Annotated in this window: 20 protein-coding genes; 14 read left to right on the forward strand and 6 right to left on the reverse strand. The window is 65.5% G+C overall.

Annotated features, from left to right (window positions below; genetic code table 11):
- Nucleotides 1-48: 48 nt before the first annotated feature.
- On the reverse strand, nucleotides 49-1530 hold the full coding sequence (locus tag JOF56_RS49165; RefSeq protein ID WP_209646340.1) for a toll/interleukin-1 receptor domain-containing protein: 1482 nt from the start codon (nucleotides 1528-1530) through the stop codon (nucleotides 49-51).
- 164 nt (nucleotides 1531-1694) lie between these two features.
- On the opposite strand from JOF56_RS49165, the gene JOF56_RS49170 reads away from it, so the two are divergent.
- Nucleotides 1695-2282, forward strand: a complete 588-nt coding sequence (locus JOF56_RS49170) for a transposase (RefSeq protein WP_209646341.1) — start codon at nucleotides 1695-1697, stop codon at nucleotides 2280-2282.
- Nucleotides 2283-2988: 706 nt separating this feature from the next.
- Here JOF56_RS49170 and JOF56_RS49175 read toward each other — a convergent pair.
- Nucleotides 2989-4833 (reverse strand): hypothetical protein, encoded by a 1845-nt coding sequence (locus tag JOF56_RS49175; protein ID WP_209646342.1) that lies wholly within the window; start codon nucleotides 4831-4833, stop codon nucleotides 2989-2991.
- Between the two features lie 1470 nt (nucleotides 4834-6303).
- Here JOF56_RS49175 and JOF56_RS49180 point away from each other — a divergent pair.
- The 10 genes from JOF56_RS49180 (at nucleotide 6304) to JOF56_RS60530 (ending at nucleotide 14325) form a co-directional block, all read left to right on the forward strand.
- Nucleotides 6304-6891: a hypothetical protein gene (locus JOF56_RS49180; protein WP_209649144.1), complete on the forward strand. Its 588-nt coding sequence runs from the start codon at nucleotides 6304-6306 to the stop codon at nucleotides 6889-6891.
- Nucleotides 6892-7144: 253 nt separating this feature from the next.
- Nucleotides 7145-7456: a hypothetical protein gene (locus JOF56_RS61025; protein ID WP_372448330.1), complete on the forward strand. Its 312-nt coding sequence runs from the start codon at nucleotides 7145-7147 to the stop codon at nucleotides 7454-7456.
- Nucleotides 7410-7637, forward strand: a complete 228-nt coding sequence (locus JOF56_RS61030; protein ID WP_372448407.1) for a hypothetical protein — start codon at nucleotides 7410-7412, stop codon at nucleotides 7635-7637. The genes JOF56_RS61025 and JOF56_RS61030 overlap by 47 nt, the downstream gene beginning before the upstream one ends.
- Nucleotides 7588-7815 carry a transposase family protein gene (locus tag JOF56_RS61035; RefSeq protein ID WP_372448408.1) on the forward strand — a complete coding sequence of 76 codons (228 nt, stop codon included), beginning with the start codon at nucleotides 7588-7590 and terminating at the stop codon, nucleotides 7813-7815. The genes JOF56_RS61030 and JOF56_RS61035 overlap by 50 nt, the downstream gene beginning before the upstream one ends.
- 189 nt (nucleotides 7816-8004) lie before the next feature.
- On the forward strand, nucleotides 8005-8301 hold the full coding sequence (locus JOF56_RS49190) for a hypothetical protein (protein WP_245380939.1): 297 nt from the start codon (nucleotides 8005-8007) through the stop codon (nucleotides 8299-8301).
- Between the two features lie 205 nt (nucleotides 8302-8506).
- Nucleotides 8507-8986, forward strand: coding sequence for an ASCH domain-containing protein (locus JOF56_RS49195; RefSeq protein WP_209646343.1), 480 nt, complete (start codon nucleotides 8507-8509; stop codon nucleotides 8984-8986).
- A gap of 200 nt (nucleotides 8987-9186) precedes the next feature.
- A complete protein-coding gene (locus JOF56_RS49200; RefSeq protein WP_209646344.1) occupies nucleotides 9187-9327 on the forward strand; it encodes a hypothetical protein in 141 nt (46 codons plus the stop codon).
- A 367-nt stretch (nucleotides 9328-9694) separates the two neighbouring features.
- On the forward strand, nucleotides 9695-13312 hold the full coding sequence (locus JOF56_RS49205; protein WP_209646345.1) for an nSTAND1 domain-containing NTPase: 3618 nt from the start codon (nucleotides 9695-9697) through the stop codon (nucleotides 13310-13312).
- Between the two features lie 179 nt (nucleotides 13313-13491).
- A complete protein-coding gene (locus JOF56_RS49210; RefSeq protein WP_209646346.1) occupies nucleotides 13492-13737 on the forward strand; it encodes a helix-turn-helix domain-containing protein in 246 nt (81 codons plus the stop codon).
- A gap of 159 nt (nucleotides 13738-13896) precedes the next feature.
- Nucleotides 13897-14325 carry an integrase core domain-containing protein gene (locus JOF56_RS60530; protein WP_307855615.1) on the forward strand — a complete coding sequence of 143 codons (429 nt, stop codon included), beginning with the start codon at nucleotides 13897-13899 and terminating at the stop codon, nucleotides 14323-14325.
- Nucleotides 14326-14941: 616 nt separating this feature from the next.
- On the opposite strand, the gene JOF56_RS49220 is transcribed toward JOF56_RS60530, so the two are convergent.
- Complete coding sequence (locus JOF56_RS49220) at nucleotides 14942-16231, reverse strand: IS256 family transposase (protein ID WP_245378459.1); 1290 nt, start codon at nucleotides 16229-16231, stop codon at nucleotides 14942-14944.
- Nucleotides 16232-16467: 236 nt separating this feature from the next.
- Here JOF56_RS49220 and JOF56_RS49225 point away from each other — a divergent pair, with 236 nt between their 5' ends.
- Entirely contained in the window at nucleotides 16468-17085 is a 618-nt protein-coding gene (locus JOF56_RS49225; protein ID WP_209646347.1) for a WD40 repeat domain-containing protein, read from the forward strand.
- 523 nt (nucleotides 17086-17608) lie between these two features.
- Nucleotides 17609-18577, forward strand: coding sequence for a phosphotransferase family protein (locus JOF56_RS49230; RefSeq protein ID WP_209646348.1), 969 nt, complete (start codon nucleotides 17609-17611; stop codon nucleotides 18575-18577).
- Here JOF56_RS49230 and JOF56_RS49235 read toward each other — a convergent pair.
- Nucleotides 18469-19158: a DUF1349 domain-containing protein gene (locus JOF56_RS49235; protein ID WP_209648947.1), complete on the reverse strand. Its 690-nt coding sequence runs from the start codon at nucleotides 19156-19158 to the stop codon at nucleotides 18469-18471. The two genes, JOF56_RS49230 and JOF56_RS49235, sit on opposite strands and share 109 nt — an antisense overlap.
- Nucleotides 19159-19178: 20 nt before the next feature.
- Between JOF56_RS49235 and JOF56_RS60535 the strand changes: the two genes are divergently transcribed.
- Nucleotides 19179-20126, forward strand: coding sequence for a GNAT family N-acetyltransferase (locus JOF56_RS60535; protein ID WP_209646349.1), 948 nt, complete (start codon nucleotides 19179-19181; stop codon nucleotides 20124-20126).
- A 134-nt stretch (nucleotides 20127-20260) separates the two neighbouring features.
- Here the strand turns inward: JOF56_RS60535 and JOF56_RS49245 are convergent, their stop codons facing one another.
- Nucleotides 20261-21472 (reverse strand): hypothetical protein, encoded by a 1212-nt coding sequence (locus tag JOF56_RS49245; protein WP_209646350.1) that lies wholly within the window; start codon nucleotides 21470-21472, stop codon nucleotides 20261-20263.
- A 763-nt stretch (nucleotides 21473-22235) separates the two neighbouring features.
- Nucleotides 22236-22388 (reverse strand): hypothetical protein, encoded by a 153-nt coding sequence (locus JOF56_RS49250; RefSeq protein WP_209646351.1) that lies wholly within the window; start codon nucleotides 22386-22388, stop codon nucleotides 22236-22238.
- Between the last annotated feature and the right edge of the window lie 906 nt (nucleotides 22389-23294).

The following is a 23294-nucleotide window of genomic DNA, read 5'->3' on the forward strand; positions in this document are numbered from 1 at the left end:
AATGGTCGGATTGTTGAACCGATCGTGACGAGTTTCCATCAAAACCGGTTACGGGTAACGGTCATAGGTAGATTGTTTCAACGCGCACCACGCCGCGGTGACCTGATCGGTATCACCGTCAAATGCCCCGGACCGAAGCAGCGCAGAATCCGCCGTCAGTCGTGCGACCATCCGCTGGCGCACGGCAGCGTCACCCCTGTCCAGTCGCACCGCGAACTCGCCCAGCGAGGAAAACGCTCCGTTGTGGAGCTCCAACAGGCTACGCAGGTACTCGTAATTCTCGAAATAGCATGCATACTCACGGTCGCCCATGACATTGGAAAACGCTGGACGCAGGATGTGGCGTAGGTGCACACTCAAAGCCTGATAAGGGGGGTTTTCACCCCATTTTGGAAAGCCCGCCGCATACCGAGGGTCAACCACATGGCGCAACGCAAGTGCACGCATCAACGGCACCTGTTGCCCATCCACCGCCCGCACCATGGTCTGACCAAGCAGCCGGTAGACAAGATCTTCCCGGCCGACGGCCATCCCCGCGATGCCAACCACATAGGTCAACAGCAACGACGGATACCCCTCAACGGCTATCCGAAATTCCTGCTCAGAGGAACGTGGCGGCCTGTCACGCCGGTCCAGGAAGCGCTTCACGATCCTGATCCACAGGCCATCTTGCCGGTGATCATCGGAACAAATGCCGGTGGCAACCAGCCGCATCACGGGCGCCATATCCCGCTCGTACGATGCGAGTCGCTCCTCCAGCACAGCCGGAATGTCGCTGTCGTCGACGTGTCGCGGGTTGGTCGGGTCATGGGCTCTCAGCGCGTCAAGAGTGTGCCCTGCAGTGACCTGAACAAGGTCCTGGACAGCAACGTCCCCGGCGGGATCGGACAACGCCTGCCGCAGCCGAGTGACCATGCTGCGCAACTCACCGTCCTTGCCGTTGGCCCACCGCCCCCTGTGCGGTGAGCCGTATGAAGGCGAGGAAGCAAGACCAGGCCCGGCCTGGTGCTGCTCGTGCCTGGCGACGTGGCCAGGCACCGGTTGTGCCGCGGTCCCATTCGTGACCAGTCCTGGCACAAGCTCGATGAGCTCGTCGACCAGCCGGGTGAGGTCGAAATCGTCACTCCGGTGGTGCATGCGCAGGTACTGGCAGCGGGCCAGTTGGGCAATGTCGTCGGGCAAGGTCGCCTCGTTGAGGCGATCGATACCGTCGAGCAGCACGGGGATGACCCGCAACCCAACCTGAAAAGCTTCGCTGATCTCTCGACGCACCCAATCGTCAGGCTTGTCGAGCCGACGGCTGCCCTGCCGGTCCGCGGCCGTCACCCAGCGAGGACCAATCAGCGCCAGCAATACCTCGCACTGGCGCAGACGGCCCAAAATCTCCCGGGAGAAGTCCTCACCAAGCCGGATCGACCTACCGGCATAGAACACGTTGTCCGCACCGAACCGGCTGCTCAACTCGCGCTTGACCAGGGCAGCCGCCCAGTCCCCATCACCGGTGCGGTAGTTGAGAAAAACCCCACCCACCTGCCGACCCCCGCCGAGTCAAGTTTCATAGATCCACGTCCGTCGAGAAGCGACTAGCCGTGGCCAGTTATCTCGTCTACGACGGAGTTTAATGCTCTTCCCAGCCTTGATGCGGTCGATCGGCTCGACGGATACCTGCGGGGTTCCGAAACCCTGCAGGCCAAATGCGGCGTGCAGGTGTCGATGACCGACTTGTTCGGCGTGGCGGGACTCGAGCTGCTGACGCGGGTCGCGCTGCCTGGGTCTACCGGGGCCGGATCGACTCGCTGCGGCGGGTCATGGACACCCTGGAGTTCGAGATCGACGTGTTCGCCAACCTGGTACGAGCACGATTGTCGGCCGACCCCGGCTACACCGCCGTGCAGACCATCCCCGGAATCGGACCCACCCTGGCCGCCGTGTTCGTCGCCGAGATCGGCGACGTGCACCGGTTCGCCGGCCCCGAGCAGCTGGCCAGCTGGTGCGGGCTGACCCCGAAACACCACGAGTCCGACACCCATGTCCACCGCGGCCGGATCACCAAACAGGGCTCACGGCTGGTGCGCTGGGCCGCAGTGGAATCGGCACAGGTGCTGCCCAAGACCAGCACGATCGGCGCGTTCCGGGCCCGCATCGGCGCGAAACGAGGCCGCAACATCGGCGTCGTGGCCGCCGCCCGCAAGCAGATCGGCTACGTCTACTACGCGCTGCGCGATCACCACGTGCGCGCCCTGCAGCGCAGCCAGCACCCTCCGAAGACGTGTGCGGCATGAGCCGCACCGGTAGCAGGGCCGGCGCGGGTCGTGCAGGTCATGACCCCCACCCGTGGCGCGGTCGCCGCTCTGATTGACCCCGCCGACCCCTACACAGCGCACCCCATCATGCCACCCCATGCCGGCGGCGAAGGGATGACCGGCAGCGCTACCGCCTGCCCAAGGCCGGAGCACCGGCCCTGATGAGCGCAACGCCCCCACCACGACACACACAGGAGCTTGCACAACCAGCCACGTCTTTCCCGCCCTCAAGAGCGTGCGCCGACCGGCGCCGGCCTCAAGACCCTCCGGCCGCTCCGCGGTCGAGCTCCGCCCGAGCCTTGACCCCGACGCGCTCACAACCCGGCGGACAAGACCAACAACAAGGTCAGCACTCCCCTTGACAAGCCCCGCTCCTTCAGGGATGACCTGCAGCGATGACTTTTCGAGTGGTACAGGATCCCGATCAGGCAGTTCGCGATGACTGAGTCCGGTGCGCCACAAGAAGTATCAGACAAGGCTGTGTCTTGGGATGCCGACTGGCTGGTGTTCTACCAACAGTGGCGACCAAACTCCTTGCGGTCCTGATCTCCACCACCACCCAGCACGACACCCGCTTCATCGAGGATGTCGTCCAAGACAGCTTCTTGCTGCACCGCAGACACATACCGCAGCCGCCACGACGCCGTGGCTGTTCAGGAGAATTCTGCCGTTTCACCGCTGACGGTCAGCAGGACTGCCTGGGCGTTGCCGTGCCGGACTGGTTGGTCGGCAGGGGGCCGACAGCGTCGGCGACTGCCTTGAGCGCTGCGCACAGGTCGGTTGTGGTGTTCTTGGGGAACATCTCTTGCAGCGCGTACCAGTAGAAGCCGCCGCCCAGACCGTGGTCGGTGGCCAACGCCGCACGGGTGTACTGGCCGACCATGTAAGAGCGATCCGCGTCGATACTGGCGTTGTCCGTACCGGTGCTGCCGAGCGGCCACACACGGTTCATCTCCTTACACCATTCGTACACCGGATCGTCCGCCGATGAAGGTTGGTGCGGGTCGTGTTTGCACCAGTAGCCCAGTTCGCCGATGCCGACCCGCACCTGTTTACCGGATTTCCCGGACAGCTCCGACACTCGCCTGTCCAGGGTGGACATGACTCGATCGATCGAGATGCCCATCGGGGCGTTGTCGACAAAGGTCGACAGCAGCACGACGTCGACGTCGGCCAGCAGGTCGCGCCTGACGCCGTCACGGTCTGTCCACTGGAGATTGCCGGACGCGGAGCCGATCCAGTTGAACGGCGAGTACGCCGGTCCCTGGGCACCGAGCTCCCAGAACAGCGTCAGGGCGACGGGCGTGGTCGGGCTGTCCTTCTTGACCGCCTGCGCGGCCGCGCCGGCCTTGTTGTGGATACGATCACCCGGGTCCACCGGGTCGTCGCAGTGCTCTCCCCTATCGACCCAGCAGCCGTTGACCTCGTTGCCGACCTCCCACGCGTCGATCCGCAGCTTGCGGTCGGCCGAGCTCCCGTAGTGCTTGAGCAGGTTCCGCGTCCGCGTCACGTACTCCGGGGTCGTCAGCTTGGCCGCGGCGGACGAGTCGACAACCTCGCCCATCACCCGCAGGCCCGCCTCGTGCGCCTTGCGCACCGCCGTGTCGTACTGCCCGAAGTCGACAGTCGTCGGGTCGTCGTGCTTCTCGTCGTACTCGAACACGATCCGCACCCAGCCATAGCCTCCCTGTCCCCCCGAGGGGGTGGTGGCCGTGGCAACGCTGCCCCAAACCTTGTCGTAGAACAGCACCTCCTTCGACTCGACGAGGGTGGCACCCAGCCACGGTCGCGTGTCCTGGCCGGGCGGCGCCGCGGCCATCCGCTGCTGGGCGAGGCGCGGCCCGTAGTCGGCCAGGAACGCGTCATACGCCGTGTGCAGGTCAGTCAGCGCGCGTTCGCCGACCCCTCCCTGATCATCCGCGGACGAGGAAATTCCCACCTTGCGGAGTTCACCCGTGGCCCGAGCGAACGCATGGGTGTACGCCTCCGGCGGCTGGTAGCCGGGGACGCCGGCCACTCGGGCCTGTAGTTGGCCCTGGATGTCCGTGGCCGCCTGGTGGTTGAATACCACCGGTTTGTCTGGGGCCTGGGTGTATCCCTGGCCGCCGTTGTCCATCACCACATAGGAATAGCCTTTGCCGGTCGGCCAGGCCAGCGCCAGCGCCGGGCCTTTGCCCGACGGCAGTTTCCGCGGTGTGAACGCCAGCCGCAGGTGACCGTCATCGTCGATCACCGACACCCGGTTCTCCTCCTTGCGGGGAAGCGCCTCCAGGGTGTCCGGGTCGAGCAGTACCTCGCTCTTGCGCTTGTCCGTCGGATCCTTTTCGGAAGTGCGGTGGATTACCTTGCGGCCGTCGTCGTACGGCAGCCGCACCGGAGCCCCCGACTTGTCGAGTACGTAAAAATCCACCAGCACCTGGTTGTTGTCACTGCCATCCCCTGCCTGGGCAGGCGCTCCGGTCAGCGCGCCCGCGGCCACGGCTATTAACAACGTTAACAAGAGGGCCGTCAGTTTCCGTCTCGTGGACATCGGCTTCACCCTTTCCATCCCCGGGTCGGTGTCCCGCAGGAATCTGCCCGAGGACAAGCGAACGGTGGCAGGTGGATCACAAACAGACGATGAAAGGGCCTTTTACTGTCAGTAGGCATGAAACTGCTCCTCATTCGTCGCCACAATATGCGGCGGGCGATACTCTGATGGATTGGTGACGTGGAGGGGTAAACCCCATCACACGCCGCGTCTTGGCGGATTACCAGGCAATCATGCACCGAGCGGTTCCGCCTCGCCCTCGAACTCGTCGGCGCCAACGTGGATCTTGGCTAGCAGTCGTCCGTCGCGACCACCAGGTCCCTCGACAGACGGGACATCATTAACACCTCCTTCCCATTTATCAGGCGCGTGATCCGATACACGCTGTTAGTTGGCGCGCGTCAAAACGCGATTTGTCCGCGACCAAGACCAGACCAAGATCTGACATGTCCCGCTCCGATACCAGCGCGAAAGCCTTGGCTCGCGTCCGCGGCCATTTCTCCACTGCCCGCAAACAGGGAATCAACCCCTACGAGGCTTATTCATACTCCTCGTATTGGTGTACATTTCTGCCCTGCGGAGTCTTGGAAGAACGTGCCGACGTGCCCCCTCGGCACGTCGGCACATTGTCAATCAGAGCCGTAAGGCAGTGCTCACCGAGCGAGTAACTCCTGGCCGATTCGTGTGCCTGACACGCGGCGTGCTACGGCCCCGTCCGTTGCGGTGAGGATCCAGTCCGCCGCAGCGTTGGGCCCGCTCCTGCGTCCGCGCTCCGCCTACACTCCGCGTACCGGACGCGGCCACCCCGGAACGCGGGGTCGGCGGTTACTCACCCCCAGCGAGTAATCGCCGAAACAGTCCGGCCAATCAGCGGGTATAGCGGCGCTATGGCACTCGTTGCTTGCTGGGTGCGGACAAGCCAGGCGTGTCCCGGCGGTGGCCGTGCTGTCCCGGTGCCTGCCGTGGCGTGTCTTTTCCGTTCACCAGTGCTCCCTCCCGAACTGTATCGCGGCGCTTGATCTCGCCGCTTGGAACCAGATGTACCGCCGCTGGGGTTGTTTCGTGTCGGCATACGGACTAGAGAATCGGCGCGAGACAACCCGGTGAAAGGCGGGATACAGGCAACAGGAGATGCCACGGACCGGACGGCCCACTGGACCCAGACGCCGGAGTGGCGCAACGGGTCCGCCTGGTTTTGCCCGGCATTCAAGATGAGCACGAAGCGGGCATTGGTGATGAGCATGACCGGTGAGGTGATTTCGCCAGTCTCGATGCTCGCGGTGTCGGCTACGTGCTCATGGTGCCGGTCGGTGGTGTTCACGGTGCCGTCAGGCGAAGGGCACACTTGTTCGCTGCAGACAGGGCCGTGTCGGGCACGTGCGCGGTGATCCGGCTTGTTGATCACCCCGATGGTGCGGACGTGAGCAGTTGCCCGCGGGTGAAGATGCCGATCAGGGTCCAGCTCGGCAGGTGTCGGGCGAAACGGCGGCGGAAGGCGAGTACCGCAGCGGGGGGTGTGGTGAGAGCGTCACCGAGTTCGGTGGGTTGCGCCGCGAGGTCGCCCAGTACCTCGGGGCCAACCGAAAGGCGTGCGGATCGAGCCGTACGCCGAGCGGTACGACGACGGGATGTGGCAAGGCCGCAACGCGGCGTTCGCCGACCACTGGGGCAGCGCCGAGCGGAGCGTCGAGGACTGGCGGCAGGGATGTCCGGCAGCAGTTGGTTCCGGCCGAAGATCTCCTTCGCCGTGCTGGACGCGACGCTGTCATCGGCCTGCTTGTCAGCAACGAGTACGCGGCGAACACCACCGCGACCGGGGTGCGCGAGGCCGACACGATCGGCATCGTGCGAGCTTGGCACGGCAAGGGGCTTGCGACTGCGGTGCTGATGTGGGCGCGTTGGCGGCGGCCCGGGTCAAGGGCCCGAACACTCACAGGAGCCAGGCTGTTCGCCCTGGCTGTCATCGAGCACACCACTCGCCGCATCCGCATCCTCGGCGCCACCGCTCACCCCACAGCGGCGTGGACCACTAAACGAAGTGATCTCAGTAGGGAATGATGTCTGATTCTGGGCGACACAGGCATTTCGTCTATATCGGACGGTGCTGGAGACGGGCGTGGAGTCCCCGGTAGATGAGTTCTCACCACAAAGATCCATCCACCAAGAGGACTCCATGTGATTGCCTATCGTGCCATGCTCGACGTCCCCGCGAACTGGTCGGTCGGGTACGTGTCCCGGTTACTGGCCGCCGAAACGGCGGGCACGCGGCACCCGTCGCGACAGCCGGGCGTTGACCTGATGGAATCAGGCGTTGTTTGGGCTGGTGTGGTTCCGCAACCGCGGCGACCTGACCGTGCTGGGCGCCGGGTTCGGCATCAGCCGCGCCACCGCCTACCGCTACCACGACGAGGACCTGCACGAGGCGTTGGAACGCGCCGCGGACCAGGGCGTGGCCTACGTGATCCTGGACGGGAAGGTTTTTCTCCGCCGACCGCTGCGGCGAGAAGACCACCAGCGCGAAAGGCCAGCTCATCGACCTCTGGTATTCCGGCAAGGCCCACCAGCACGGCGGCAACATTCAAGCACTCTCGGCACCGGACGGGTTCCCGCTGTGGGTCTGTGACGTCAAGCCCGGCTCGGTGCACGATTTGACCGCGGCACGCGAGCATGTCCTCGGCGGCCCTGTATTGGGCCGCCTCACACCTCGACCTGCCCAGCCTGGCCGACGGCGGCTACGACGGCGCGGGCATCGGCGTGCACACCCCGGTCAAACAACCCGCCGGCGACCAGGTCCTCGCTGCTGACGACCGCACCTACAACGTCCTGCTGCGCGGCCTGCGCTGCCTGGGCGAACGCGGATTCGCCGTGCTCACCGGACGCTGGCGCGCCCTGCAACATTTCACCGCCAGCCCCAGCAAGATCGGCGACATCGTCAAAGCCGCACTCGTACTCACCCATTTCGAACACGGCAAGATCGCGTGAAAGTCGCTGAGATTACTTCAACAGGCCAGAAACCTCATCATGGACCTCCAGGACGCCAGTGCCTCCGCTGTGAGGTATCTGATCCGAGACCGCGACAGCAAATACACCAGAGCCTTCGACGCCGTCCTTACTGACAGAGGGATCACGACAATCACCACCGGCATCCGTGTATCACGCGTGAACGCGATCATGGAACGTTGGATCCGCACCTGCCGAACCGAACTCCTCGACCGTACCCTCGTCCTGAACCAGGCCCACCTACTCCAAGCACTCCGCGAGTACGAAGACTTCTACAACCGGCATCGACCCACCGTCCCTTACACGCCGCCGCCCCGCAGAAACACTTCCGCCACCGATCGCCAAACACGCACTCGAACGCCTCGACATCCGACGACAAGATCGACTCGGCGGCATCCTCCACGAATACCACCACGCTGCTTGACCAGCACGGATAGGCTTTTTGGCACCCACAAGGTCAAGCTGTAGATCCACACAAACTTGCTTGTTGATCATTGTTTGGAGGCGAGTTGGGTGAGTTTGGTGCGGACTTCGTCGGCATCGCGGGTGACCGAGTCGGTCGAGGATGGCCAGGGCTTGTTGCGAGATGTCGAAAGCTGCGGGGTGTGAAGCTACCATGGTGAGGTTCTATTTGCCGAGGGGTATCCAATTCAACGAAAAAGGGTCCAGGAATGTGAAGACGCCCAAAACTGATGCACTCTGGCGCGCGTTTCGCGCGGCGAACCTCGAAGCTGACGACCACTATGACGTGATCTGGTTCGGCGACAGCGACGAGATGGCCGACGAGCTGGCTGACCTTGTCACCGCTGGCACCAAACGGGCCACCGCCGCTGCGCTCCGTTCGTTCGGCGACGACGAACCGGTACCAAAGGTTGGGGATTACATCGTACTCGTCGATGGCAGCAGACAGCCTCGCTGTATCTGGCGAACAATAGACGTGGAGATCAAGCCCCTAAACGAGGTTGACGAGCAGTTCGCGTGGGACGAAGGCGAAGGCGATCGCACGGTTGAGTGGTGGCTCAACGCCCACCGATGGTACCTGGCACGAGAGGCCGCCCGCGAGGGTTACCCATTCGAGGACTCGATCATGACCGTTTTCGAACGGTTCACCGTCGTTTGGCCACCTGAACTGGCAGACTCACCAGCACCGTAACAGCAGATTTCCCGAGTCGAATCCGGCACAAATAGGCTTATTCACGGTAGCCGAACTAACGCCTGTTCGACGTGTGCCGACATGAACGACGGCCCGTTTGTTGTGAGAATTGGGTTACCACACTCAAGCCTCACAAGAATGGATCGACCACAGTCGTTCCCGTGAACCCATGACAGCGACTCGTACCGCGTGCGGCTCTCGTGATCACGGCGGTAGTCGTTGATGCCGTCGACCAGACCGCGCACCACGTTCAGGCCGAACAACGCCTTGTCGGTCCGGGCAACGAGCCCGAGGAACCGGTGGTGCGGCTTGCGCAGCATTGGTTCGGGGATGTGGTGTAGGAGGGTGGCGAGAAACGGCGATCAGGGTGTAGTCAGACGTGGCCCGGCCACGGCCGTCGGTACTTTGAGTCGTGGTCCGGTTCCCTGGCCAGTTGTGGTCATTGACCGGTGTGCGCCGCTGGTCGCTGTTGCAGGTTGGTGTTGTTCAGTGCTCGACTGGCAGACCAGTCTGATGGACCGCTATTGGGTGTCTCTCGGCAGAAACTGGAGCGAGGGCGCGGTGTGCGTAGTTTGCGGCGGTCCTGGGCGTTGGGGCGGCCGTTGTCGGGTTACTCGGCGGTCAGTTCGATGTCAGGGATTTCTGGTGCAGCGAATCCATCCGATCGACTTGCCTGACCGGTTGCTAGCGGGATAGAGGAGTAGTGGGATGCCGCGGCCGGAGGGTCCGTTGGACCCGGATGCGGGAGTGGTGCAGCGGTTCGCCTGGGAGCTACGCCAATTACGGGAGAAAGCAGGCAGCCCACCGTATCGGGAGCTTGGGCGGCGCGCGCACTACTCGCAGGCGACGCTGGCCAAAGCCGCCGGGGGCAGGGATCTGCCCAGTCTGGCGGTCACCATTGCGTACGTGCGGGCGTGCGGTGGCGATACAGAGGAGTGGGAGGCGCGGTGGCGCGAGGCGGCCGCTGAGGCCGCGCCGGGGGCGTTGGCGGGTGTCACCGACGCCCGGGAGGCTGACGCTGTCGCGCCGTATGTGGGGTTGGCGGCGTTCGGCCTGGAGGATGCTGATCGGTTTTTCGGCCGGGAGCAGTTGGTTGCTGAGCTGGTGGGCAAGCTGGAGCGGCATCGGTTCGTGGCGGTTGTCGGGGCATCTGGGTCGGGTAAGTCGTCGCTGCTGCGGGCTGGGTTGCTCCCCGCGGTACGCGAGGAGTGCGCGGCCGTGGTGATCACGCCGGGGGCCGATCCGGTGTCGCGGCTGCAGCGGGCGCTGGAGGCACGTCCGGCGGGGACGGATGTGCTGTTGGTGGTGGATCAGTTCGAGGAGCTGTTCACCCTGTGTCCCGACCGCGCTGCCCAGGAGCGGTTCATCACCGGATTGCTGGAGACGGTGCGCCAGCCGGGTAGCCGCACTCAGGTGGTGCTGGGTGTGCGGGCGGATTTCTACGCGCATTGCGCCCAGCATGGCGGGTTGGTGGAGGCGTTGCGGGAGGCGCAGGTGTTGGTCGGGCCGATGAACACCGACGAGTTGCGCGCGGTGATCACCGGGCCGGCGGTCCGGTTCGGTTACAGCGTGGAGGGTGCGCTGGCGGCCCGGCTAATCGGCGATGCCACCGGCCAGCCCGGGGTACTCCCGCTGGTCTCGCACGCCCTGCGGGAGACCTGGCGGCGGCGCCGCGGTAATGCGCTGACGTTGGCCGGGTACGACGCGGCTGGCGGCATCCAGCGCGCGATTGCCCGGACCGCCGAGCAGGCCTACGCCAGCCTCGATGGTGAGCAGCAGCGGATTGCCCGGCAGATCTTCGGTCGGTTGGTCGCCCTGGGCGAGGGTACCGAGGACACCAAGAGACGCATCGATCGCAGCGAACTCGACCACGGCAACCCCGACACCGCCGTTGTGGTGGACGCCCTGGTGCTGGCGCGGTTGCTCACCGTGGACGCCGATAATGTGGAGATCGCCCACGAGGCGCTGATCCGCTGCTGGCCACGGCTGCGGGACTGGCTGACCGAGGACCGCGACGGGCTACGGATTCACCGGCAGCTCACCGAGGCGGCCCAGGCGTGGGATGCCCTGGATCGGGATCCCGGGGCGCTGTACCAGGGCACGCGCCTGGACCTGGCCCGTGACTGGGCCAACACTCCCCCCCAGCGTGCCCACATGAACGCCCTCGAACAGAAATTCCTCGACGCCAGCAACCACGCCGCCCAGCGGCGCACCCGGCGCCTGAGGCAGCTGGTCGCCGCGCTGGCTACCCTGCTAGTGCTGGCAATGGCCGCGAGCGTGGTGGCTATCCAGCAACGCCAGACCGCACTGGACCAACGCCAGACCGCTCTCGCCGGCAAACTGGCTGCCAAATCCGCCACGCTTGCCGTCGTGGGGCAACCGGATGCGTCGATGCTGCTGGCCGTCGAAGCCTTCCATCAAGACCCCACCCTGGTCGAGGCCCGCAGTGCGCTGCTGAGCAGCCAAAGCCAGTACTTCACCGCCCGGCTCGCCGGCCACACCGATGCAGTCTTCGGGGTGGCGTTCAGTCCCGACGGCCGTATCCTGGCCACCGCCAGCGCGGATCAGGCGGTGCGGTTGTGGGATGTGGCCAACCACAACCTGATCGCCACCCTAACCGGCCACACCAGCGAGGTGTATGGGGTGGCGTTCAGTCCCGACGGCCACACCCTGGCCACCACTAGCCGGGATCAGACGGTGCGGCTGTGGGACGTGGCCAACCACAACCTGATCGCCACCTTGAGCGGGCACACCGGCGGAGTCTCCGACGTGGCGTTCAGTCCCGATGGCCGTATCCTGGCCACCGCCAGTGACGACATGACGGTGCGGTTGTGGGACGTGGCCAACCACAACCTGATCGCCACCCTAACCGGGCACACCAGCGAGGTGTTCGCGGTGGCGTTCAGTCCCGACGGCCGTATCCTGGCCACCGCCAGTGACGACATGACGGTGCGGCTGTGGGACGTGGCCAACCACAACCTGATCGCCACCCTAACCGGGCACACCGGCGCAGTCTCCGACGTGGCGTTCAGTCCCGACGGCCGTATCCTGGCCACCGCCAGTGACGACATGACGGTGCGGCTGTGGGACGTGGCCAACCACAACCTGATCGCCACCCTAACCGGGCACACCAGCGAGGTGTTCGAGGTGGCGTTCAGTCCCGACGGCCACACCCTGGCCACCGCCAGCGCGGATCAGGCGGTGCGGCTGTGGGACGTGGCCAACCACAACCTGATCGCCACCCTAACCGGGCACACCAGCGAGGTGTTCGAGGTGGCGTTCAGTCCCGACGGCCACACCCTGGCCACCGCTGGTCGGGACAACACCGCAGTGCTATGGGGCATGAACAGCCCGATACTTACCCCGTACCCAGCCGCGCCCGCATTCGACGTCGCGTTCAGTCCCGGTGGCCACATCCTGGCCACCGCCAGCGCGGATCAGGCGGTGCGGCTGTGGGACGTGGCCAACCACAACCTGATCGCCACCCTGACCGGGCACACCGGCGCAGTCTCCGACGTGGCGTTCAGTCCCGACGGCCACACCCTGGCCACCGCCAGCGCGGATCAGACGGTGCGGCTGTGGGACGTGGCCAACCACAACCTGATCGCCACCCTGACCGGCCACACCAGCGAGGTGTACGGGGTGGCGTTCAGTCCCGACGGCCACACCCTGGCCACCACTAGCCGGGATCAGACGGTGCGGCTGTGGGACGTGGCCAACCACAACCTGATCGCCACCCTGACCGGCCACACCAGCGAGGTGTACGGGGTGGCGTTCAGTCCCGACGGCCACACCCTGGCCACCGCCAGCGCGGATCAGACGGTGCGGCTGTGGGACGTGGCCAACCACAACCTGATCGCCACCCTAACCGGCCACACCAGCGAAGTCTTGGCGGTGGCGTTCAGTCCCGACGGCCACACCCTGGCCACCACTAGCCGGGATCAGACGGTGCGGCTGTGGGACGTGGCCAACCACAACCTGATCGCCACCCTAACCGGCCACACCAGCGAAGTCTTGGCGGTGGCGTTCAGTCCCGACGGCCACACCCTGGCCACCACTAGCCGGGATCAGACGGTGCGGCTGTGGGACGTGGCCAACCACAACCTGATCGCCACCCTAACCGGCCACACCAGCGAAGTCTTGGCGGTGGCGTTCAGTCCCGACGGCCACACCCTGGCCACTGCCGGCAAGGACGGCACGATACGGCTGTGGGATCCGGACCCAGCTCGTGTCACTGCCCGCAACTGCCGGCTGATCGGGACCGTCACCCAAGCCCGATGGGAACAGCTCATGCCCGAACTGCCCTACCATCCCACTTGCTCCTGAATCCCACTTGCTCCTGAATCGCCGATGAACTATTACGTAGTCGACAGTCCACAGGTGTGACAACGCCCCTGTAGGGCTGTCCCGGTCGAGAATGCCGCCAACCGGTTTGACCTGGTCGATCGTGACGTCCGACGATCTGCGAAGGCCCTGCGCGCCCCCGGATAGTCACACCCGCAACGTTGTTGCGCTGGCACCGCAGGCTGATCGCCGCGCGGTGGCGACAGCCGAAGCCGCCAGGTCGTCCGCCGATCGGTGACGAACTGACCGCTCTGATCGTGCGCCTAGCGAGGGAAAACCGGACCTGGGGCGTGGTGCGTATCCAGGGCGAGTTACGTCGCCTCGGCCACCGAGTCGCCGCCTCGACCATCCGCAAAATCCTGCGCGCCAGCGGGATCCCGCCATCGACACGCCGTGATGACACCTGACGCACCTTCCTGCGAGCCCAAGCCCACAGCCTCCTCGCGATCGACCTTTTCCACGTCGACACCGTGACGCTGAAGAGGCTATATGTCGCGTTCATCATCGAAATCAAGACACGTAGGGTCCACCTACTCGGCATTACCGATCATCCGACCACAGACCGGGTGGCTCAGCTAGCCCGCGGACTTGCCAGCGACCTAGAGGACGCCGGCCACCGATTCACACACCTCATTCGCGACCGGGACACGAAGTTCGGTACCGCCTTCGACGCAGTCTTCGCCTCTATCGGCATCCAGATCGTGCTCACCACACCGCAAGCCCCGCAGATGAACGCCTTCGCCGAACGCTGGATCGGCTCCGCCCGTCGAGAATGCACCGACCGGATCCTCATTACCGGACAAAGACACCTACACGACGTGCTCGACGTCTACGTCGTCCACCACAACGCCGGGCGCAGCCACCAAGGCCACGGAATGCTTCTACATGCTCCCGACGACAAACCGAACCCGATCCCGTTCCCGGCCAAAATCGACACGATCCGACGCCGGCAGTGTCTCGGCGGACTGCTCAACGAGTACCGACCCGCCGCATGAAGGTCCAGGCCAGAACCGGTAACCCAGTTTCCGACCAGTACAGTGCAGCCCGGCGACGAGAAAGGGACCTTCTTCTCCCTCGGTGGGGATATGCTTGCCATCGACCACAGTGGACAGCGCCTCGTCTCGGCAGGCACACACCTCATTATCTGGGACGTCCCGCATCACGCTCGCCTCATGAGCATCCCGATCAGTGAACAAACAGGGTTGAGAAAGGTGGCCGTCAGCCCCGACGGCAGTGTCATTGCCGCGATCAACACGGAACCAATCGGCGAATCCACCGTCCTCCTGTGGGAGCGGGCGCGGCTGCCCTACTTGGGCCATATCGGCCCGGTCGGAGGCGTGGCATGGAGCACTGACGGGCGCTCCGTGACATCGACAGGCACCCCCGATGTTCTCATGATCTCGGGCACCATGACCTGGGACACGGAGCGCCGGACAGTCCGGGTCTCGGTGGACTTACCGCCCGGAAGTCAGGTGAATACCGAGTCATCGCTCAGTCGCGACGGACGGGAGCTAGCGCTCCTACTCAGGAGTGAGAGTGACAGTGACAGAGCCGTGCTATGGGATGTCGCTGGTGGCACGAGAAATTGTCAAGACCTGTGGATGAAGATCGTTAGGCGGCGGTGGGTGGGGCGTGGTCGTCGGGTCGTTCGACGAGTTTGCCGTTGTCGAAGCGGCTTCCGGCGCGGACGAGCGCGACGAGGTGGGGTGCGTTCACGGCGCGCCAGCGGGCCTGTGCTGACTCGATGAGCTTGAAGGCCATGGCGAGGCCTGCGGCGGCCGAGCCGGGGCCCTTGGTGACCTTTGTGCGGTGGCGCACGGTGGCGAAGGTCGACTCGATCGGGTTGGTGGTGCGCAGGTGGATCCAGTGCTCGGCCGGGTAGTCGTAGAACGTGAGCAGTTCCTCGACATCGTCGGTGATCTTCGCGACGGCCTTGGGGAATTTCGCGCCGTACAAGGCTTTGAACGCGGTCACGGCGTCGAGGGCGTGGCGACGGTCTTCGGCGTTCCAGATCTCGGCGAGGGCCTTCTTCGCGCCGGGATGGGCGGATTTGGGTAGCGCGGCGAGGACGTTGGCGATTTTGTGGAACCAGCAGCGCTGCTCGGCGGTTTCGGGGAAGACCTCACGTAGCGCGCTCCAGAACCCGAGCGCGCCGTCGCCGGCCGCGAGGATCGGGGCGCGCATCCCGCGGCGCTTGCAGTCCCGCAGCAGATCCGCCCACGACTCGGCCGATTCGCGGTACCCGTCGGTCAGCGCGACGAGCTCCTTGCGGCCGTCAGCGCGCACTCCGATCATCACGAGCAGGCAGAGTTTGTGTTCCTCCAGACGGATGTTGACGTGGATCCCGTCCGCCCACAGATACACGAAATCCACAGTGGACAGATCGCGCTCGCAGAACGCGCGCTGTTCGGCTTTCCACTGCTCGGTCAGCTTCGTGATCACCGGCGCGGACAAGCCCTTCGCTGAGCCGAGGAACTGGCCCAGCGCGGGCACGAAGTCCCCAGTAGACAGGCCATGCAGGTACAGCAGCGGCAGCACCTCGGTGATCTTCGGGGTCTTGCGCGCCCAGGGCGGCAGGATCGCCGAGGAGAATCGTTGCCGCTCGCCGGTGTCGGGGTCGACGCGCTTGTCATTCACGCGCGGCGCGGTCACCTCTACCGCACCCGCGCTGGTGAGCACCTCGCGCGGTTCGTGGTAGCCGTTGCGCACCACCAGGCGGTGGCCGTGCTCGTCGCACTGGCCGGCGTAGACGGCGATGTAGGCATCGACCTCGGCTTGCAGAGCTTCGGCCAGCATCCGGCGGGCGCCCTCCCGAACGATCTGGTCGATCAACGATGCCGAATCGCCTACCGGCGGCCGGTCATCGTCACCGGATGCGGGGCCAGGGACTACGGTGAGCATGGGCGTACCTTCCCGAGCCAGCGCGCCAACGCTGGCCCTGATCAGAACTCCAGACCTTTCAGATCATCCTCGGGAAGGTGCGCCCATCCAGGTCACCTCGCCGAGAACCATCCACAGGTTCTGATCATTGCTCTGGTGGCACCCGCATTGGCGAGATCGCCGCTCACGAGACCGGACTGTTCAAGCTGAGTTTGAGTACTAATGGTCGAACGCTGGCCACCCTCGACAACAGGGAAATGACCACCCTGTGGGACACGGGCCGACGTCAGCCGGTGGGCGAGCTGAATACACGCGGGTTGCAGCTTTCCGCCATCACGTTCAGCCCCGACGGCCGATATCTCGCCGGAGCTAGGGCAGATGGCGTGACGTTGTGGGATCTGGCCACCCATGCCCGCATCGCTGAGATTCGCGGCGGTTCCTCTTCCTCGTCTCTTGACGCGATGGCATTCAGTGCCGACGGGAACCGAGTGGTCACAGCCGACCGACGAGGATCCGTTTTCGTCTGGGATGTGTCCACCAGGTCGTTGATCAACACATTCACTGGACACAGGGGACAGATCGCGGCCATGGCGCTCAGTCCCGATGGACACCTGCTGGCCACAGCTGGCGACGAGGACAACAATGTCACCCTGTGGGACGTCGCGACAGGCACCCGGTGGGCGACACTCTCCGGTCACACCGCGCCGGTCACCAGCGCGAGCTTCGGTCCCGACGGCAGCGTTCTCTTGACCGGCAGCCAGGACCAGGCAATCACCCCATGGATGGTCCGGCCCGACCAGGCGGCTCGCCGTCTGTGCGACACCCTCACCAACGGCTTCGCATCGGTCGCGCCTATACCGCCCACGTGCCGCTGACCCGAAACCTCGAACGGGCACCGACACGATGCCCGTTCGAGTCCATCAACACGAACCTGTACCCACCCACACCCAGACGTGTGGGTTTCACAAGTCAGCGAACTCCTCGAACGCATCCGGCACCGACCCGGGCCCGCACGCCCGGGGTCCGTTTCCCGGACAGATAGCCGCGCACCGTCACCCGGGCCACGCCCACATGCCGCGCGATCGCTGATCGACCAACCCTGACTTCGTAGTGCCTGTGCTTCCACAACCAACTCCTATGCGAACATCGAGGCGAGCCACTTCCCCACGGCTTCCGGAACTTCGACATCCGCAGCCTGGGTCAGACCTACACAACGGAATTCGCCACCCAGGCCAGCAAGACCTACCACTGAGCTGCCAGCCCATGGTGTGGCCGACCCAAACGGGTCGGCCACACCGGTGTCCCCGGCCGGCTTGTGGTTTCGTTCGAAGTGGGGCCCGGGGGCCGCCGCCCGAAATGCGCTCGCCAGCGACCCGGCTGCCCTGCTACAGAGGGCGCATGACGAGCCGACCCGGCGACGTGCGGTTGCCCGTGGTGGACACCGAGGAGCGCTACGAGGCCGTCCGCCGTGACGAGGAGCTGCTGCGGCCCGGGGTGCTCGGCCTTGCCGCCGCACTCGGCTTCGCCAACGACTCCGTCACCCGGTTCGCGGACGGGTCGCTGCCCGTGTACGCGCTCGGCGCGGGCCACGTGCTCAAGCTCTATCCGCATCTCTACCGGCACGAATGCGACCTGGAAACGGCGGCGCTGAACGCCATCGCCGACCGCCTGCCGATCCCGACGCCGCGCGTACACGATGCCGGCCCGGTGCCCGGCGATCCGGGCTGGCAGTACCTGCTCATGTCCCGCCTGCCCGGCGAATCCCTGGCCACCGCGTGGCCGCGCATCGACCGCGCCACGCACCTCCGCCTGGCCTCCGAACTGGGCGAGGCGCTGGCCGAGCTGCACGCCATCACTCCCTCCCGGCAGAGCCCGCTGCCGATCCCGGACTGGCCCACCTTCCTGGCCACCCAGCGGGTCAACTGTGTTGCCGCGCAACAGGAACTGGGCCTGGACCCGCACTGGCTGGGCCAGCTTCCCGCCTTCCTAAACGCCGTCGATCTGCCCACGACCACCACGCCCGTCCTGCTGCACACCGAGGTGATGCGCCAGCACCTGCTGGTGACCGACGGCCCCGCCTGGTCGCTGTCCGGGCTGTTCGACTTCGAGCCGGCCATGTTCGGCGCGGCCGAGTACGAGTTCGTCGCGGTCGGGTTGTTCGGCAGTATGGGGGACGCCGAGTTGTTGCGCGCCGTGCTCACCGGCTACGGCTACCGGCCCGCCGACCTCGACCACGACCTGTCCCGCCGCCTGCTCGGCTATACGCTGATCCACCAGCAGTGCAACCTGCCCTGGTACCTGCGCGCCATTCCCGCCCCGCAGGCGTCCACGATGGACGAACTGGCCGACCAGTGGTTCGGTGTGTAGGGCCGCGTCGGCCGGGCTGACGGCGAAGCGGGTGAAGCGCACGGCAGGCCGGCCCGCTGCGGGGAGCAGGCGAACCGGCCTGCCGTGGCGACCGCGTCCGGGGCCAGCGGCGTCAACCGGATGGTGCGCCACGGTTCCCGCGCCACCCGCGCCCTGATGGTGACCGCGTCGCCGGTCCGGCTGGCCCGCACGGTGACTGGGCGGCCCGCCCAGTCCTGGACTGGCGCCAGCGACCAGTCGGACTGGCCGTGGGTGACCACCGCGCCCAGGTGCGGGGCGCCGTCGGTCTGTTCGATCCCGGCCTTCAGCCATGTCCTCGGGTCGACCCGGATGAACAGGCCGGCCTGGTCGTACAGTTCCTCGAACGCGGCCACGAAGCCGACCTCGACCGTGCTGCCGACCGGGAACGGGGTGAGCAGTGCGTGGCCGCTGTCCCGGACGAACCCGTAGCTGGTGGTGCGCCAGAAGTCGCTCTCCCTGGCCGTGGTGACCAGCAGTTCCGCGCCCTCGAACCGGGCGTCCGGCGGCCGGTTCAGCCAGATGCCGTCCCGCTCCGTAGCATCAAGTAAACGGCCAGGCAGCGGGGTGGATGGGAGCGGTCGTGGTGTTCACGGTTGCGCAGCTCGACGACACCACTGTTGAGTCTGCCGGCGCGTTGGTGGCGCGCGAGCACGCCGCTGCCCACCGGTTGCTTGGCGGACTGCCGGAATCCTTTGCTGACGCGGCGGTGTGCACGTCTGCACTGCAACAGCTTCGCGACAGCGGCCACAGCGGCATCGTGGTGGTTGAGGACGGCCGCCTGCGTGCAGTGATAGCCGGGACCATGGACGCGGGGCGTGTGCTCGGTGGCTACCTGCGTCTGCCTGCCGACGGGTTCGCTGTCGACCCAGATCTGGAGGATGCGACTCCGGTGCTCGCCCTGCTTTATGGCGAGTTTGTGCGGGAGTTCGTCGGTGCGGGCGTGTTGCGGCACTACCTGGAACATGTGGCCTTGCCGCCGCTGCACGAGGTGTTGACAAATCTCGGGTTCCGACGCGGCAACGTCTACGCGGTACGACCAGCCGCGCCCAGGCCCCGTCCGACGCATGTCCAGGTCCGCGCGGCCGGACTCGCGGATTTCGACACCATCGCCCGCCTCACGCAGGTCATGAACGCCCACCGTGCCGCGCCGCCCATTTTCGGCGCGCCGGACGGCCGGTCCCCCGACGATCTGGTGAAGGACCACCTTGCGCTACGTGAGCGAGGGGCCAGACACCTCATCGCCAGTCTCGACGCACGAGACGTTGGGCTGCTTACCATCGAGGCGACGTCGCCGGCGCCGCGGCTGTGCCCGGAGGCTGAGCCGTTCATCGGCCCCACCGCGACCCTGCCAGAGGCCCGGGGGCGCGGCGTAGGTCACGCACTCGTCGACGTGGCACTCGACTGGGCGCACAGCCAAGGCCATCGATGGGTATCGGTTGATTTCGAGCCCGCCAACTCGCTGTCTCGGCCATTCTGGCTCGGCGTCGGGTTTCGACCGACTGGATACAGCGTCGTGCGTACCATATAGCGCTCAGTCATTCACCACTGCTGGCGCTCCGGCCGACCAAGCTAAAACCGTACGTGCTGATCATCGCGCAACGGGTGAAGTAGCGCGTGTGGGCCGACATCAGCCGGCGGGGTCGACGTCGCCGCTTCGTCGGCCTACCGGGTTGCCCCGCCCCAGCGGGTGAGGTAGATGTGCCGGGCCGACAGGCTCACCGCCATGTGCTCAGCCAGCGGTTGGAAGAACGCCTGCCTGTACCGTGCGTCGGTGGCCGTGGACGCGACGATGTACAACGCGGAAAACGCGGCCAGGAAGATCGACACCTGCAGCAACTCGTTGGGCACGGGCACCTGGATGCCGAACAGCTCGCCGACCGAGGGATCACGGCCGCTCCATGCCTTCATGATCTCGGGGCGCACAGCGAGCATGCCGAAGGTCACGAAGAAGCCGAACATCAGCACCGCGAAGACCAACGCCTGGAACGCCTGCGCGAGCAGCAACACCAGCACCATGTTGACCCGTTCGACCGGGCGCAGCGGAACATGCTCGCGCCCGACAACGAGCGGATCGTCTACATAGGTCTCGAACGGGCTGCCGCGCAGCTTGTCCGCACCGGCTTCCGGTGGCCGGGACCCGATCAGTTCATGCAGCTCGTCCGACATCATCGCCGACAGCAACCACACCGACAGTGCCGCGAAGAAGCCGACCACCAGCCACATCTGGTGACGCGCCAGCGCGGAGTTCGCCTGCCAGATCTCCGCGGTGAAGAACCCGAAGATGGTAACCAGGAGCAGAAACGACAGCGCCGCCCGGCTGGTCATTGTCCCCAGCGTACGGACCTGCCGGAACGCCGCCCGGACAGCCCAGCACACGATCGAACCGCCACCGGCGAATGTCACCACCAAAATCGCCACGACCAGGCCCAGGTTGGTCAACACGCCGGACGCGATGTCGTCAGCGGAGTCGATGAGGTACCCGATCACCGGCCACACCACGACATACCCGGCGAAAGCCGTGACGGCGACCACCTGGGCGGGCAGGCTCGTATCCCGGCCATCGGTCGTGTGCCGCCGCGACCACCTCACCCCCAGCCAGGCCGCGAGCGGCGGTAGCACCACCAACCCCACGAGCAGACCGTTGTAGCCGAGCGCGAACAGATCATTGTCCATCAACCGCTCGAATTCCTGATCCGAGGAACCATCGATCACGATCAGGACATCGGTGATAAGTTCCCACACCGCCAGGAACGCCACCGCCCCAACCCCACGGACCAGCACCTGCGTCGTCGGCCTGCCCCGGACCACCGTCGGCAACCCTCTACGCCAGAACCATTGCTCCGCCGCATAACGTTCCCGATCCGTCGTCGTCATGCGTCCTCCAGCACTGATCCACAGTGGGGCGCGGGCACCGCGGCCCGACTGGGATCCACTTGAGCAAGGTACTGCTCGGCCCACCCCCCGCCAAGTGGCCGCTCCTTCCGAAAATCCCGGTGTGAACCGAACCATGTGTCAGTCGACTGCTCGGTCAAGGTCAAGTGACAACGGTACGACAGGATTCGAGTCAACTGAACCCCCTGGTCTGTCCACATCGGAGCAATCCAGTCGAAGCCCTCTGGTGGACGCCAAGTTCGAAACACCGCCAACAGGGAGGACAACCGCCGCGCCGACCTGTGTGAGAGGCGCTGAGACGGCGTGTCGGCACTGGAACCAGACCGATCAGACGAGGTACACGCAACGGTGAGGTAGCACGCGATCAGGCTACGAAGTCGGCGGAATCGACTCCTCGACCGAAAACACACGTCAAAGTTCCCACCAGCGGGGCATGGGCGGGCCGACGACCACAAGTTCACACCGGACCAGAAGATCGGGGTCCGGCTTACCAGCCTGTCCCGATCGTCTCCGATGTTGGTGCGGACTACGCCGAAGCCGCTGTCATACCTGCTTCCGTCCGCACGAACACCTACGATGCGCAGGACCAGCATCGGGCCGGTGCCCTCTTGATAGCGGCTTACGCCAACGATTCCAGGCCTTCGCTGGTCCTGGCCGCCACCCCGCCGATAAGTATCGGCCAGCAAAACCGGCACATAGCGCTGACGTCGGCCAGGTCCCGGCAGATGCCATCGAAGTCGCCGGATCATGCCCGCCGCACTGTCTCGTCGAACAAGGCGTTCGCCGCGCTCAGCTCGATCGGCCGCTCGTCACGGACTGGCCGCAGGCTGTACTCCACGACTGTCGCACCAACCACGAATCCCAGGGTCCCGCCGACAGCGATGACAATCCGCTTCATGGACACAGCTGATCACCCTCGCCGAACCCGCAAGCGAGGCCACCCGAACTTTCCCCGCCTTGTGCAGGCATGGGACGCCTGCGCGTCCCGCTCCGCCACGAGAATCCTCATGTTGCGATCGTGCCCCAGCCAGCTGACTGCCGCCTCGCACGCTGTGTCCAATAGTGGCCATTGTCCGAAAGGGACAGCGGTCGGTGAATATGATCTCTGGTGTGAACGAGATGGGTTCGTGACCGCGTTGTCAGCCGCTGTCGAGCCGACGGTTGAGACCGTTGCGGGTAGTGCGGGGAATCGGTGATAGGCGACCCCATGGTTTGGCACCATCAGACGGGCCAGCTGACTGACCGCGATCACCACGTCGACCTTGTCCTCCGGCCGATTCCCGTGGCGCGGCACGGGAATAATCCACGTCCCCACAACCATTCCGCGCCCGACCGATACGACCAGTGTCCCGCCTGCGCTTGCCGAAAACCTCATCCGTGCTGGTCAGACCGTGTTACCGACATCGACTCCGGCCGCCTTCCAGCCCACGCAGCCACCACGGCAGGATGGCCGGCCGTGCTGCAGCGACTGGCCTACCTTGGCCTGACAAACACCTTCGCCCTGCTTTGCCTGCTCCCCATGAGCAACCGCGACAAAACCTCGAGATCCTCGCACTGCGCCACCAGATCGCAGTACTGCAACAGCAACTCGGTGACACCAAGGTACGGTTCGCTCCGGCTGACCGGGCATTGCCCGCCGCGCTCCTGCACCGACTACCACGCCAAACGTTGCACAGACCCCGTCTGCTGGTGCGCCCGGACACCATCCGGCACTGGCACCGGAACATGCTCACCACGAACGCCACGCCGCAGTGTTCCAACCGAAACGTCCCGGACGGCCCCGCACCATCTGGTCTGTGCGAGT

Origin of the sequence: Kibdelosporangium banguiense (assembly GCF_017876405.1) — a bacterium.
GTDB lineage: Bacteria > Actinomycetota > Actinomycetes > Mycobacteriales > Pseudonocardiaceae > Kibdelosporangium > Kibdelosporangium banguiense.